The organism is Leifsonia shinshuensis, from assembly GCF_022606355.1.
GTDB lineage: Bacteria > Actinomycetota > Actinomycetes > Actinomycetales > Microbacteriaceae > Leifsonia > Leifsonia shinshuensis_B.
This window is the reverse complement of the sequence record NZ_JAHHZQ010000001.1, coordinates 302,634-315,466: the sequence shown is the minus strand read 5'-3', so window position 1 is coordinate 315,466 and position 12,833 is coordinate 302,634. Positions and strand designations below refer to the sequence as shown.

The 12,833-nt window shown below is 72.0% G+C and carries 10 protein-coding genes and 1 tRNA gene; 9 read left to right on the top strand and 2 right to left on the bottom strand.

From position 1 onward, the window contains the following. Positions 1–11: 11 nt before the first annotated feature. Positions 12–953 (top strand): proteasome assembly chaperone family protein, encoded by a 942-nt coding sequence (locus KNO15_RS01610; protein WP_241701611.1) that lies wholly within the window; start codon positions 12–14, stop codon positions 951–953. A 47-nt stretch (positions 954–1,000) separates the two neighbouring features. Here the strand turns inward: KNO15_RS01610 and KNO15_RS01605 are convergent, their stop codons facing one another. After that, positions 1,001–1,864, bottom strand: a complete 864-nt coding sequence (locus KNO15_RS01605) for an undecaprenyl-diphosphate phosphatase (RefSeq protein ID WP_241701610.1) — start codon at positions 1,862–1,864, stop codon at positions 1,001–1,003. An 8-nt stretch (positions 1,865–1,872) separates the two neighbouring features. Then, positions 1,873–3,225, bottom strand: a complete 1,353-nt coding sequence (locus tag KNO15_RS01600; RefSeq protein ID WP_241701608.1) for a M20/M25/M40 family metallo-hydrolase — start codon at positions 3,223–3,225, stop codon at positions 1,873–1,875. Between the two features lie 123 nt (positions 3,226–3,348). Here KNO15_RS01600 and KNO15_RS01595 point away from each other — a divergent pair. The 8 genes from KNO15_RS01595 (at position 3,349) to KNO15_RS01560 (ending at position 12,815) form a co-directional block, all read left to right on the top strand. Beyond that, positions 3,349–3,433: transfer RNA gene (locus KNO15_RS01595), tRNA-Leu, on the top strand. Positions 3,434–3,619: 186 nt separating this feature from the next. Further along, a complete protein-coding gene (locus KNO15_RS01590) occupies positions 3,620–4,585 on the top strand; it encodes a helix-turn-helix transcriptional regulator (protein ID WP_241701606.1) in 966 nt (321 codons plus the stop codon). Continuing rightward, on the top strand, positions 4,582–5,682 hold the full coding sequence (locus tag KNO15_RS01585; protein WP_241701605.1) for a VIT1/CCC1 transporter family protein: 1,101 nt from the start codon (positions 4,582–4,584) through the stop codon (positions 5,680–5,682). The genes KNO15_RS01590 and KNO15_RS01585 overlap by 4 nt, the downstream gene beginning before the upstream one ends. Before the next feature lie 156 nt (positions 5,683–5,838). Further along, complete coding sequence (locus KNO15_RS01580; protein WP_241701603.1) at positions 5,839–6,129, top strand: DUF6504 family protein; 291 nt, start codon at positions 5,839–5,841, stop codon at positions 6,127–6,129. Positions 6,130–6,203: 74 nt separating this feature from the next. Then, complete coding sequence (locus KNO15_RS01575; protein WP_241702657.1) at positions 6,204–7,043, top strand: DUF3097 domain-containing protein; 840 nt, start codon at positions 6,204–6,206, stop codon at positions 7,041–7,043. 100 nt (positions 7,044–7,143) lie between these two features. Beyond that, positions 7,144–7,854, top strand: a complete 711-nt coding sequence (locus KNO15_RS01570) for a hypothetical protein (RefSeq protein WP_241701602.1) — start codon at positions 7,144–7,146, stop codon at positions 7,852–7,854. Continuing rightward, positions 7,855–9,423, top strand: a complete 1,569-nt coding sequence (locus tag KNO15_RS01565; protein ID WP_241701600.1) for a DNA polymerase Y family protein — start codon at positions 7,855–7,857, stop codon at positions 9,421–9,423. After that, entirely contained in the window at positions 9,423–12,815 is a 3,393-nt protein-coding gene (locus KNO15_RS01560) for an error-prone DNA polymerase (RefSeq protein ID WP_241701599.1), read from the top strand. The genes KNO15_RS01565 and KNO15_RS01560 overlap by 1 nt, the downstream gene beginning before the upstream one ends. The last annotated feature ends 18 nt before the right edge of the window (positions 12,816–12,833 follow it).

Genomic DNA, 12,833 nt, shown 5'->3' with positions numbered 1-12,833 from the left:
GAGTAAGCCACGTGACTGACGCGAAGAACATCCTCGGCGGCCGCATCCTGGTGGTGGCCTTCGAAGGGTGGAACGACGCCGGCGAGGCGGCCAGCGGCGCGGTGAGGACGCTCAAGGAGCAGCTCGACGTGGTTCCGATCGCCGAGGTGGATCCGGAGCTGTACTTCGACTTCCAGTTCAACCGTCCGGTCGTCTCCGACGACGACGGCCGACGCCGGCTGATCTGGCCGTCCGCCGTGATGATGGGACCTGCGCGTCCCGGGCGCGTCGGAGACGCGCTCGCCGGAGACGCCGAGCTCGACATCACGGGCGACAACGCCGGCAACATCTTCCTGCTGCTCGGCACCGAGCCGTCACGCAGCTGGCGGAGCTTCACCGCCGAGATCATGGACGCCGCCCTCGCCGAAGACATCGGCGTGATCGTCTTCCTCGGGGCGATGCTCGCCGACGTCCCGCACACCCGGCCGATCTCGGTGTTCGCGTCGAGCGAGTCGGCGGCCGTACGCGCAGAACTGAGCATCGAGCGTTCGACGTACGAAGGTCCCGTCGGAATCCTCAGCGCGCTCGCCGAGGGCGCTGAGGACGTCGGCATCCCCACGATCTCGATCTGGGCCTCGGTGCCGCACTACGTCCACAACGCGCCGAGCCCCAAGGCGGTCCTCGCGCTGATCGACAAGCTCGAGGAGCTCGTCGACGTCACCATCCCGCGCGGTTCCCTGGTCGAGGAGGCCGCGGCCTGGGAGGCCGGCATCGACGCCCTCGCCTCGGACGACGAGGAGATGGCCGCCTACATCCAGCAGTTGGAGCAGGCGCGCGACACGGTGGACTCCCCGGAGGCGAGCGGCGAGGCCATCGCCCAGGAGTTCGAGCGCTACCTCCGCCGCCGCGGCGACGGGCGCGACGGGCGCGACGGGCGGGACGGCCACGCGGGAGACGACCCGCGGCGGGGGTGATCCCCGATTCCGCACCCGATCTCACCCGCGCATCGGCGCCGGGACGATCAGGCGGCGAGCACTCCGGTGCCGAGCAGGATCATCAGCAGCACGCCGAGCGCGATGCGGTAGATCACGAACGGCAGGAAGCTGCGCCGTGAGATGTAGCCCATGAAGAAGGCGATCACGATCAGGCCCACCACGAAGGCCACGATGGTCGCGACGGCGGTCTCGACCGGCCCGAACACCTCGGGCGTGCACGTCCCGGCAGCTTCGAGCGCCTTCGTGCACGGCTCCTTGAACGCCTTGTAGAGCTGGTAGAGACCGCTGCCGAACACAGCGGGGATCGCCAGCAGGAACGAGTAGCGCGCTGCCGCACGGCGCTGGTAGCCCATGAAGAGGCCCGCGGTGATGGTGCCGCCGGAGCGGGACACGCCGGGGATGAGCGCCAGAGCCTGGGCGAATCCGAAGATGATGCCGTGACCCCAGGTGAGCTCCCGCAACCGCCGGGTCTTCGCGCCCACCCAGTCGGCGATTCCCAGCAGGATGCCGAAGACGATGAGCGTCGTCGCGACGATCCAGAGCGAGCGGAAGGTGGTCTCGATCGCATCCTGGAAGATCAGGCCGAGCACCACGATCGGGATGCTGCCGATGATGACCAGCCAGCCCATCCGCGCGTCGGGGTCGTTGCGCGGCACCCGGCCGAACAACGACTGGAACCAGCGCGAGACGATCCGGGTGATGTCCTTCCAGAAGTACAGGAGTACGGCGGCCTCCGTGCCCAGCTGGATGATCGCGGTGAACCGGGCGCCCGGGTCGGCTCCGGTGCCGAGCAGCTCCCCGACGATGCGGATGTGTGCGCTGGAGGAGATCGGCAGGAACTCGGTCAGCCCCTGGACGAGTCCGAGGATGACGGCGTTGATGAAGTCCATGTGCTCTTTCAGTAGCTGCGCAGGAGGTCGCGCAGAACGGTCCTGCCGAACACTAGCGCGTCCAGCGGGACCCGCTCGTCGACGCCGTGGAACATCCCGGGGAAGTCGAGATCGCTCGGCAGCCGCAACGGGGCGAAGCCGTAGCCGGTGATCCCGAGACGGCTGAGCGCCTTGTTGTCGGTGCCGCCGGAGAGCAGGTAGGGCAGCACGGGCGCGCCGGGATCGTGTCGTTCCAGGGTCCCGGTGATCGCGTCAACGAGGTCGCCGTCGAAGGACGCCTCCAGACCGATGTCGCGGTGCAGGGTCTCGATCTCGATGTCGTCGCCGACCAGCTCGCGCACCTCGGCGAGCACGCGGTCCTCGTCGCCCGGCAGCGTGCGGATGTCGACCAGCGCCTCCGCGGTGTCGGGGATCACGTTGTGCTTGTAGCCCGCCTCTAGCAGCGTCGGATTGCTCGTCGCCCGCAGCGTGGCGAGGATGAATCCCGCCGCCGTGCCCGTGCGGAGCACGATCTCGTCGGGACCGACGCGCTCGGGATCGACGTCGAGCAGCCGTGCGAGCTCGGCGATGAGCCGGGTCGTCGTGTCGGTGAGCTGCACCGGCCAGTCGCGCCGTCCGATGGCGACGACCGCCTCCGCGAGCTTCGTGATCGCGTTGTCGCGGATGAGCCGTGATCCGTGCGCCGCGCGCCCTCGGGCGATCAGCTTGATCCAGACGAGCGACTTCTCCCCGGTCTGCAGCAGGTACGCACGACGGCCGGCGAGGTCGATCGAATAGCCGCCCACCTCGCTGATCGCCTCCGTCGCCCCCGCGAAGAGCTCGGGCTGCGTGTCCACGAGGAAATGCGAGCCGCGGCGGCCGCCGTCCTCCTCGTCGGCGAAGAAGCCGAGGACGAGGTCGCGCTCCGGCTGCTCCCCCGCACCCAGGATGTCGCCCACCGCTGTGAGGATCATCGCGTCCATGTTCTTCATGTCGACCGCTCCGCGACCCCAGAGCAGCCCGTCGCGGATGACCCCGCCGAACGGGTCCACCGACCAGTTGCGCGGATCGGCCGGGACCACATCGAGGTGTCCGTGGACGACGAGCGCCGGCTTGCTGCGGTTGCGGCCCTCGACCCGGGCGACCACGCTCGTGCGCCCGGGGTCGGACTCGAACATCCGCGGGGTCAGGCCGAGGCCCCTCAGCCGGGCCTCGACGTACTCCGCCGCGTCGGTCTCCCCGTTGGAGCGGCCCTCGCCGTAGTTCGTCGTGTCGAACCGGATGAGGTCGCGCGCGATGATGGCGGTCTCGTCGAGGCCGGCCGTGTCGGAGGGCGCCGCGTCGGAGCCGGCCGCGTCGAAGGTGTCGGGAGCGTCGGTCATGGCTCCACGCTACCGGGGGCGGTTGCGCCACGCCCGGGCTGCGTGACGATGTGAAACCGGGCTCACGTTTCGTGCTAATGTCTTTCTTCGGCAGCCGGAACCACGGCGGCCGAAGAAACACCTGTCCGGGTGGCGGAAATGGCAGACGCGCTAGCTTGAGGTGCTAGTGCCCGTATAGGGCGTGGGGGTTCAAGTCCCCCCTCGGACACCGAACGAAAATAGGCCCCGATCGCGAGATCGGGGCCTTCGTCGTTTTGCGACCTGGTCGGCGACGACAGCGGGTCCGACGTCGCCGACGATCAGTACGCCGTCGAGCGTGCGGTAGAGAGCGACGAGCATCCGCAAACGGCATAGAGGTCACATTCCGGCCGCATGAAGCGTCAGACTGGGTGACATGGCCAGCACCGGATCCCGCACCCTCCAGCTGCTCTCGCTGCTGCAGACGCACCGGTACTGGCCGGGTCAGGAGCTCGCCGACCGCCTGGAGGTCTCCCCGCGCACCCTCCGACGAGACGTGGAGCGGCTGCGCGACCTGGGCTACCCGGTGGATGCCACACGCGGTGTCGCAGGCGGCTATCAGCTCGCCGCCGGCGCCTCGCTGCCACCGCTCGTGGTCGACGACGAGGAGGCCGTCGCGCTCGCGGTCGGGCTGCGAACCGCCGCCCAGAGCGGCATCGCCGGCGTCGCGGACGCCTCGGTCCGCGCGCTCGCCAAGGTGGTACAGGTCATGCCGCCTCGCCTGAAGCGCCGGGTGGACGCCCTCCGGGTCGCGACGCTCGCAGCCGAGCTGCGCCCGGGACCCGTCGTGGACGCCGAGGCGCTCACCGTCGCGGCGCAGGCCTGCAGAGACGAGGAGCGGATGGCGTTCGCCTACGTCCGGCGCGACGGGGAGGCCTCGCAGCGCGTCGTCGAGCCGCACCGCCTGGTGTCGGTCGGGCGCCGGTGGTACCTCGTGGCGTACGACCTCGAGCGGCACGATTGGCGCAGCTTCCGGCTCGACCGCATCGCGGAGCCCCGTCCGACGGGTGCGCGATTCCGGCCGCGCACCCTCCCGGCCGTCGATGCGGCCGGGTACGTCAGGGACTCGCTGGCCGGCGCGGCCGACTCCCTCGTCGTCGATGCGGTGATCGAGGCCCCGATCGCCGACGTGGAGCAGGCCATCGGCCGGTGGGCGACGGTCGAGGCGGCCGGGCCGAACCGAACGCGCGTTCGGATCACCGCCGAGTCGCCGGAGTGGGCGCTCTTCGGCCTCGCCGCCGTCGACGCGCCCTTCAGCATCGAGGGTCCGCGCGAGGTGCGCGAGCTGGCCGAGCGCTGGGGGCGGCGCTTCAGTGCCGCAACTAGACTCGTCAACCGATGACCCCCACCGAACGCACGCCCTCCCCCGCCGACATCAAGCGCTGGCGGCGGTACCTCGCCGACGAGCGCGCCGAGGCCGCGGTGTATCGCGATCTCGCCGGTCGCCGTGAGGGCGAGGAGCGGGAGATCCTGCTCGCCCTCGCCGACGCCGAGGGCCGTCACGAACAGCACTGGCTCACGCTGCTCGGCGACCGGGTCGGCCGGCCGCTCCGGGGCGACGTCCGCACGCGCATGCTCGGATTCCTCGCCAGGAGGTTCGGCTCGGTGTTCGTCCTGGCGCTCGCCCAGCGGGCCGAAGCCCGGTCGCCGTACGCGGACGACGTCGACGCCACCCCGCAGATGGCTGCGGACGAGCAGGTGCACGAGGAGGTCGTGCGCGCGCTCGCCGCGCGCGGCCGGCAGCGCCTCTCCGGCACCTTCCGCGCCGCCGTGTTCGGCGCGAACGACGGCCTGGTCAGCAACCTCGCCCTCGTGCTCGGCGTCAGCGCGAGCGGCGTCCCGACGCACGTCGTGCTGCTCACCGGCATCTCCGGCCTGCTCGCCGGCGCGCTCTCGATGGGTGCGGGCGAGTATGTCTCCGTGCGTTCGCAGCGCGAGCTCCTGGAGGCCTCCAGCCCGAATCCTGCCACGACCTCCGCACTGTCGCACCTCGACGTGAACGCCAACGAACTGACGCTGGTCTACCGCGCTCGCGGCATGGACGAGGCGGACGCGCAGGCCCATGCCCGCGACGTGCTGTCCACGCTCGGCGCCTACACCGCCCCCGTGGCCGTCCAGGGCGCGGCCGCTGCGGGCTCCGCCGCCGACGAGCACGAGGCGATCGGCAACGGCTGGAGCGCGGCCGTGTCGAGCTTCTGCTTCTTCGCGTCCGGTGCGCTCATCCCGATCCTGCCGTTCCTGTTCGGCCTGACCGGGACGGCCGCGATCATCGTGTCCGCCGTACTCGTCGGCCTCGTGCTGCTCGGGACCGGTGCCGTCGTCGGCCTGCTCTCTGGGGCCTCGCCGCTCAAGCGCGCGCTGCGCCAGCTCGCGATCGGCTACGGGGCGGCCGCGGCCACGTACCTGCTCGGCCTGCTCTTCGGCGCGACAGTCGGCTGACGCCGGGCGCTACCACTCGTCGGTGCCGAGGCGCAGCGCTGCGCCGGACGGGTCCCCGACGTCAGTCACGCTGCCCAGTATGTGAGGATGCGATCGTCGCGGGTCGGGCGTACACTGGAATTCGAACATATGTTCGAATTACGAGGGAGCACGCTCATGACCGACATCGACGAGGCGGTCGCCGTCTGGACGACGGAGGAGGGTGTCCCGACCCGCCTGGTCTGGCGCTCCACGCGCTATCGGGTGAGCGACACCCCGACCGTGTGGGCCGAGATCTGCCCGTGGTGGCGCCCGTTCGGTGAGCACCGGTACGGGGTCGGCACCCTGCCGAGGGAGATCGGCGGCTGGCGGTTCCAGGCGACCAGTGAGCGCGGGGTCGCGCACGTGTTCGACGTACGCCACGACGCCGACGACCGCACCTGGCGCCTGGTGCGCATCTTCGACTGAGCAGCGCGCATCCGCGGCCTCGCGGGGAGCCTCCGTCGCGACCGGCGCCCGATCGCCTAACCTCTCTCCTCGTGATGGACGACGACCGCTACGGATCCGATGTGCTGGCGACCGACTGGAAGAACGCGGGCCGTACGGTCGTGACGACCGTGGAAGCCGCTCGCGATCTGGTCGTCGAGGAGGCCGCCACCGGCTTCTGCGGCGCGATCGTCCGCCTGGAGGCGCAGACCGTCGAGCTCGAGGACTACTTCGGCGCCAAGCGGGTCTTCCCGCTCGGCGCCTCCTTCCTCATCGACGGGAAGCCCGTGCGGCTGGTCGCCCCGAGCCGCGCCCCCGCCGGGCGCGGGCGCACGGCCTCCGGGTCGTTCGCCGTCGGGGAGCAGAAGGCGCGCGTCGCCCGCGCCAGCAGGATCTTCGTGGAGGGCCGGCACGACGCCGAGCTGGTCGAGCGGGTGTGGGGTGACGACCTGCGGGTGGAGGGCGTCGTCGTGGAGTACCTGGAGGGCGTCGACGACCTGGACGCGATCGTCCGGGAGTTCGCCCCCGACCGCGGCCGGCGCATCGGCGTGCTGGTCGACCACCTGGTGCCTGGCTCGAAGGAGAGCCGCATCGCCGAGCGGGTGGCACGCGGCCCGTTCGGCGCCCATGTCTTGGTGGTCGGCCATCCGTACATCGACATCTGGCAGGCCGTGAAGCCCGCCAGGGTGGGCCTGGAGGCCTGGCCGTCGATCCCGCGGTCCGTTCCGTGGAAGCACGGGATCTGCGCCGCACTGGGACTCCCCCACGAGACGCAGGCCGACATCGCGCGGGCCTGGAAACTGATCCTGGGCCGCGTCCGCACCTACGCCGACCTGGAGCCGGAGCTGCTCGGCCGGGTGGAGCGACTGATCGACTTCGTGACCGAGCCGGGGTAGGCTCCGCCGGACGGGCAAGGCTGCCCGCCAGGCCCGCCGGACCCCTCGCGCGCACTCAAATACATTTGCGGTATTCGAACATGTGTTCGAAAATAAGTGTATGTCCCTGGCAGCTGCGCGCACGATCGCCGACCCGGTCATCACCGGCCCGGTCGCCGACCGCGCTCAGGTGCACGAACTCCAGACGCGCATCCGTCAGATGCAGGCGACGAAGCTCGATGCGCGCCGGCTGGAGACGCATCCCGCCCTCGCCCCGCTGCTGCCCGGCGGAGCGCTCAAAGCCGGCGCCGCCTACACGGTCCACGGCTCCACCACGCTGCTGATGGCGATGCTCGCCGGTCCCAGCGCCGCGGGAGCCTGGTGCGGCGTCGTGGGGATGCCCGACTTCGGGGCCGAGGCGGCAGGGCGGTTCGGCATCGACCTGGAGCGGCTCGTGCTGGTGCCCCATCCCGGCCCGCAGTGGCTGACGGTCACCGCGGCGATGGCCGACGTGCTCGGCGTCATCGCCGTCGCGCCGCCGGAACGCCCGGCGAACGGCGATGCGGCCCGCTTGAGCGCCCGGCTGCGCCAGCGGGAGTCGACCCTCCTCGTCGCCGGAGACTGGCCGCAGGCGGAAGCAGCGCTCCGCGTCGTCCGCAGCGGCTGGGACGGCCTCGGCGCCGGCGCCGGCTACCTCTCGTCCCGGCGGGTGACCGTGGAGGCGGCGCCGCGCGGCGGCGCGGGCCCCCGCCGGCGCGCGGAGCTCTGGCTGCCCGCCCTCGACGAGACGTTCCGGGCCTCTGGCCCCACCCGCCTGGAGGCGGTGAGCTAGATGCGCCAGGTCACCCGCGCGATCGTGCTCTGGTGCCCCGACTGGCCGGTGATCGCCACCCGGCAACGCCTCGAACTGCCGGCGGAGGTTCCGCTGGCGCTGGTCGAGAAGGGCATGGTGTTCGCCTGCTCCGCCGAGGCCAGGGCCGACGGCGTCAAGCGCGGTCTGCGGGTGCGCGAGGCGCAGTCACGCTGCCCGCAGCTGGAGATCGTCCCCTATGACCAGGTGCTGGACGCGCGGGCCTTCGAACCGGTGCTGACCGCGATCGAGGAGATCACCCCCGGTGTGCAGGCGGTGCGACCGGGCACGTGCGTGCTGCGGGCGCGCGGCCCCGCGCGGTACTACGGGGGCGAGGAGGCCGCGGCGGCTGAGCTGCTGCGCCGGCTGGAGGAGCTGGAGGGCGCAGCCGGGCTCACCCTCGGCGACGTGCGGGCCGGCATCGCAGACGGTCCCTTCGCGGCCGAGCAGGCAGCGCGGTCGACCGGCGCCGACCGGGTGCGCATCGTGCCTCCCGGCGGCTCCCCCGCCTTCCTGGCCCCTCTGCCCGCCGCCCAGCTGGGACTCGTCGAGCTGACGCCGCTGCTGCGCCGGCTGGGCCTGCGCACGCTCGGCGACCTCGCCCGCCTCGACCGGGTGGACGTGCGGGAGCGGTTCGGGGAGCGCGGCGAGCACGCCCACGACCTGGCGAGCGGGATGGACGGCGCCGCGGTGGTCCCGCGCGTCCCGCCGAAGGTGCTCGACCGTGCGATCGAGTTCGAGCCTCCCCTCGACAGGGTCGACCAGGTGACCTTCGCCTTCCGCGCGACGGCGGAGCAGTTCGTGGCCGGTCTCACCAAGGCCGGCCTGGTCTGCACCTCGCTGCGCATCGAGGTGACCGACGAAGGCGGCAGGGTCAGCGACCGCACCTGGCTGCACCCCCGGCTGTTCTCGGCGTCGGACGTCGTCGACCGGGTGCGCTGGCAGCTGCAGGGCGCGGGGTCGATCGAGTCCGGTCTGGCCTCGCCGATCAGCCGGGTGACGGTCGTGCCGGAGGCGGTCGACGACATCGGCCACCACGAGGACGGCCTGTGGGGCGGCGGCGCGGACGAGCGCATCCACCACGGGCTGACCCGGGTGCAGGGAATGCTCGGCCACGACGCCGTCGTCACGGCGACCATCGGCGGCGGCCGCGCGCTGTCCGACCGCCAGGTGCTCGTGCCGTGGGGCGACCGGCCGGTGGGCGTCGCGCGCTCCGACCGGCCCTGGCCTGGATCGCTGCCGGCACCCGCGCCCTCCACGGTGTTCGAGGTGCCGCGGCCGGTGGCGGTGCTGGCGGAGTCCGGCGAGACGGTGGAGGTCACCGACCGCGGCGACCTGACCGCCCCGATCGCGTCGTTCTCACCGACAGGCACCCCTCGCGATGCCCGCCCCGTCGACTCCTGGGCAGGACCGTGGCCGGTGCGCGAGCGCTGGTGGGACGCGACGCTCGCCCGCGCCATGCACCGCTTCCAGCTCGTGGACGCCGACGGCACCGCCTGGCTGCTCTCCCTCACCGGCACCGCCTGGTTCGCCGAGGCGAGGTACGACTGATGGGCTGGAACAACCCGCCCATCCCGTGGGCCGAGTTCGAGCGGCGGCTCAGCGGGCGGCGCACGAGCGAGCAGGAGCAGCCGGAGCGGCCGTCGTCGCGCAAGCGGCAGAAGTACGTGGCGCAGCAGATGCCGGAGGAACCGGACGCCGGCCACGTCCGCTACGCCGAGCTCCACGCGCACAGCACCTTCAGCTTCCTCGACGGCGCCAGCGCCCCGGAGGAGCTGCTGGAGGAGGCGACCCGCCTGCGGCTGCACGGCCTCGCGCTCACCGACCACGACGGCTTCTACGGCGTGGTGCGGATGGCTGAGGCCGCGGAGGCCTACGAGCGCGTGAAGACCGTGTTCGGCGCCGAGCTCTCGCTGTCGCTCAGCCGACCGCAGAACGGCGAGGCCGACCCGGAGGGGAGCCACCTGGTCCTCCTCGCCCGGCAGCAGTCCGGCTACCACCGGCTGGCCTCCGCCATCACGGCCGGCCAGCTCGCCGGGGCGGAGAAGGGCCGGCCGCTGTACAGCCTCCCCGACCTCGCAGAGCAGTCCGGCGGCGAGTGGATGGTGCTCACCGGCTGCCGCAAGGGCGACGTGCGCCTCGCGCTGGCCGAGCACGGCGAGCGCGCAGCGGAGCGGGAGGTCGCCGGGCTCGCCGAGCTGTTCGGCCGCGACAACGTGCTGGTGGAGCTGATCGACCAGGGCGGCCCCCGCGACACCATCGACAACGACGTCCTCGCCCGGATCGCCGGCCGCCTGGGCCTCCCGGTCGTCGCCACCAACAACGTCCACTACGCGACGCCCGCCCAGTACCCGCTCGCGACGGCGATCTCGGCGGTGCGCGCACGCAGGAGCCTCGACGAGATGGACGGCTGGCTGCCCGCCGCCGGGGCGGCGCACCTGCGCAGCGGCCGCGAGATGGCCGCCCGGTTCGCCCGCTATCCCGGTGCCGTGGAGCGCACGGCCGACATCGCTGACGACCTCGCCTTCCGCCTCCGCAGTGCCCGGCCGCGGCTGCCCAAGCAGGAGGTGCCCGCCGGTCACACCCCGATGAGCTGGCTGCGCGAGCTCACCTGGCGCGGCGCGGCGGAGCGCTACCCCGACCTCGACCGCGACCCGGCCAAGCGGGAGCGCATCGAGCGCGAGCTCGACGTGATCGAGGCGAAGGACTTCCCCGGCTACTTCCTCATCGTCCACGACATCGTGAAGTTCGCCCGGGAGCGCGGCATCCTCTGCCAGGGCCGCGGCTCCGCCGCCAACTCGGCTGTCGTCTACCTGCTCGGCATCACCGCCGTCGACTCGATCAAGTACGACCTGCCGTTCGAGCGGTTCCTGTCCTCCATGCGCGAGGAGGAACCCGACATCGACGTCGACTTCGACTCCGACCGGCGCGAGGAGGTCATCCAGTACGTCTACGCCAAGTACGGCAGGCACAACGCGGCCCAGGTCGCCAACGTCATCACCTACCGCCCGAAGAACGCCGTGCGCGACATGGCGAAGGCGCTCGGCCACTCCACCGGGCAGCAGGACGCCTGGAGCAAGCAGATCGACTCCTGGAGCAGGGTGACCACCACGGACGACCACGACATCCCGGATGCGGTGGTCGACCTGGCCCAGCAGGTGCTGAAGTTCCCGCGGCACCTGGGCATCCACTCGGGCGGGATGGTGCTCACCGACCGGCCCGTCGGGGAGGTCTGCCCGATCGAGCACGCGCGCATGGAGGGCCGCACCGTGCTGCAGTGGGACAAAGACGACTGCGCCTGGATGGGCCTGGTGAAGTTCGACCTGCTCGGGCTCGGGATGCTCTCGGCGCTCGACTACGCGATGCGCACGATCGAGGCATCGCTCGGCGAGGCCTGGACCTTGGACAGCATCCCGAAGGAGGAGGCCGGCGTGTACGACATGCTGTGCCGCGCCGACTCGATCGGGGTGTTCCAGGTGGAGAGCCGCGCGCAGATCGGCACGCTGCCGCGCCTGCAGCCGCGCAGCTTCTACGACCTCGTCATCGAGATCGCCCTGATCCGGCCCGGCCCGATCCAGGGCGGCGCCGTGCACCCGTACATCCGCCGCAAGCTCGGGAAGGAGGAGGTCACCTACCTGCACCCGGCCCTGGTGCCGGTGCTGGAGCGGACGCTGGGGGTTCCGCTGTTCCAGGAGCAGCTCATGCAGATGGCGGTCGCGGTGGGCGACTGCACCGCCGAGGACGCCGACCTGCTCCGCAGGGCGATGGGCTCCAAGCGCGGCGTCGAGAAGATCGGCGCGTTGCGGACGAAGCTCTACGAGGGGATGGCGCACAACGGGATCGTCGGCGACGACGCCGATGCGATCTACGAGAAGATCGAGGCGTTCGCCAACTTCGGCTTCGCCGAGAGCCACGCCATCAGCTTCGCGCTGCTGGTCTACGTGAGCTCGTGGATGAAGCTGCACTACCCCGGCGCGTTCCTCGCCGCGCTGCTGCGCGCGCAGCCGATGGGGTTCTACTCGCCGCGCACCCTCACCGCCGACGCGCGGAGGCACGGCGTGGTGGTGCGCAGGCCCGACATCCAGCTCTCCGGGGTGTTCCCCCTGCTCGAGGCGATCGACGAGGCGCGCCCCGGCCCGACCGGCACGGACCCGTGCCTCGAGACCGACCAGCCCCCGGTGGCCGACTTCGACCGGTCGGTGCCGCTCGACTTCTCCGCGCACCGCCGCGACGCGGGCCATGCGGTACGGCTGGGACTGGCGGCCGTGACCTCCATCGGCGAGGCCCTCGCCGGGCGCATCGTCGCCGAACGGGAGGCCTCCGGCCCCTACCGCGACCTGGGCGACCTCGCGCGGCGTGTCGGCCTCACCGCGGCGCAGCTGGAGGCGCTCGCCGCGGCCGGGGCGTTCGAGGGCTTCGGCCTGAGCCCGCGTCAGGCGATCTGGGAGGCCGGCAACGCCGCCCAGGAGCGCCCTGAGTACCTCGCCGGCACGGCCATCACCGTGCAGCCGCCGCTCCTGCCGCTGCTCTCCCCCGCCGAACAGCTCGCGAGCGACCTGTGGGCCACCGGGATCTCGACCGACGACCACCCCATCCGCTTCCTCCGCCCCGGGCTCGCCGCACGCGGAGTGCTGCCCGCGGACACGCTCGCCGTCGCCGAATCGGGGCGCCGCATCGAGGTGGGCGGCGTGGTCACCCACCGGCAGCGGCCGGCGACCGCGGCCGGGGTGACCTTCCTCAACCTGGAGGACGAGACGGGACTCGTGAACGTGATCTGCCCGGTCGGGGTGTGGAACCGCTACCGCCGGGTGGCGAGGCAGGCTCCCGCGATGATCGTGCGCGGGATCCTGGAGCGCAGCGAGGAAGGCGTGGTCAACGTGCTCGCGGACCGCCTCGAACCCCTGGAGACCGCGATCCGCACGGTTTCGCGCGATTTCCACTGAGCGGAATCCACCGACATC

What these genes read in the sequence shown, in the direction of transcription:
- KNO15_RS01605 (WP_241701610.1), bottom strand. Translation starts at nt 1,864, where the DNA reads ATGGACTTCATCAACGCCGTCATCCTCGGACTCGTCCAGGGGCTGACC.
- KNO15_RS01600 (WP_241701608.1), bottom strand. Translation starts at nt 3,225, where the DNA reads ATGACCGACGCTCCCGACACCTTCGACGCGGCCGGCTCCGACGCGGCG.
- KNO15_RS01590 (WP_241701606.1), top strand. Translation starts at nt 3,620, where the DNA reads ATGGCCAGCACCGGATCCCGCACCCTCCAGCTGCTCTCGCTGCTGCAG.
- KNO15_RS01585 (WP_241701605.1), top strand. Translation starts at nt 4,582, where the DNA reads ATGACCCCCACCGAACGCACGCCCTCCCCCGCCGACATCAAGCGCTGG.
- KNO15_RS01580 (WP_241701603.1), top strand. Translation starts at nt 5,839, where the DNA reads ATGACCGACATCGACGAGGCGGTCGCCGTCTGGACGACGGAGGAGGGT.
- KNO15_RS01575 (WP_241702657.1), top strand. Translation starts at nt 6,204, where the DNA reads ATGGACGACGACCGCTACGGATCCGATGTGCTGGCGACCGACTGGAAG.
- KNO15_RS01570 (WP_241701602.1), top strand. Translation starts at nt 7,144, where the DNA reads ATGTCCCTGGCAGCTGCGCGCACGATCGCCGACCCGGTCATCACCGGC.
- KNO15_RS01565 (WP_241701600.1), top strand. Translation starts at nt 7,855, where the DNA reads ATGCGCCAGGTCACCCGCGCGATCGTGCTCTGGTGCCCCGACTGGCCG.
- KNO15_RS01560 (WP_241701599.1), top strand. Translation starts at nt 9,423, where the DNA reads ATGGGCTGGAACAACCCGCCCATCCCGTGGGCCGAGTTCGAGCGGCGG.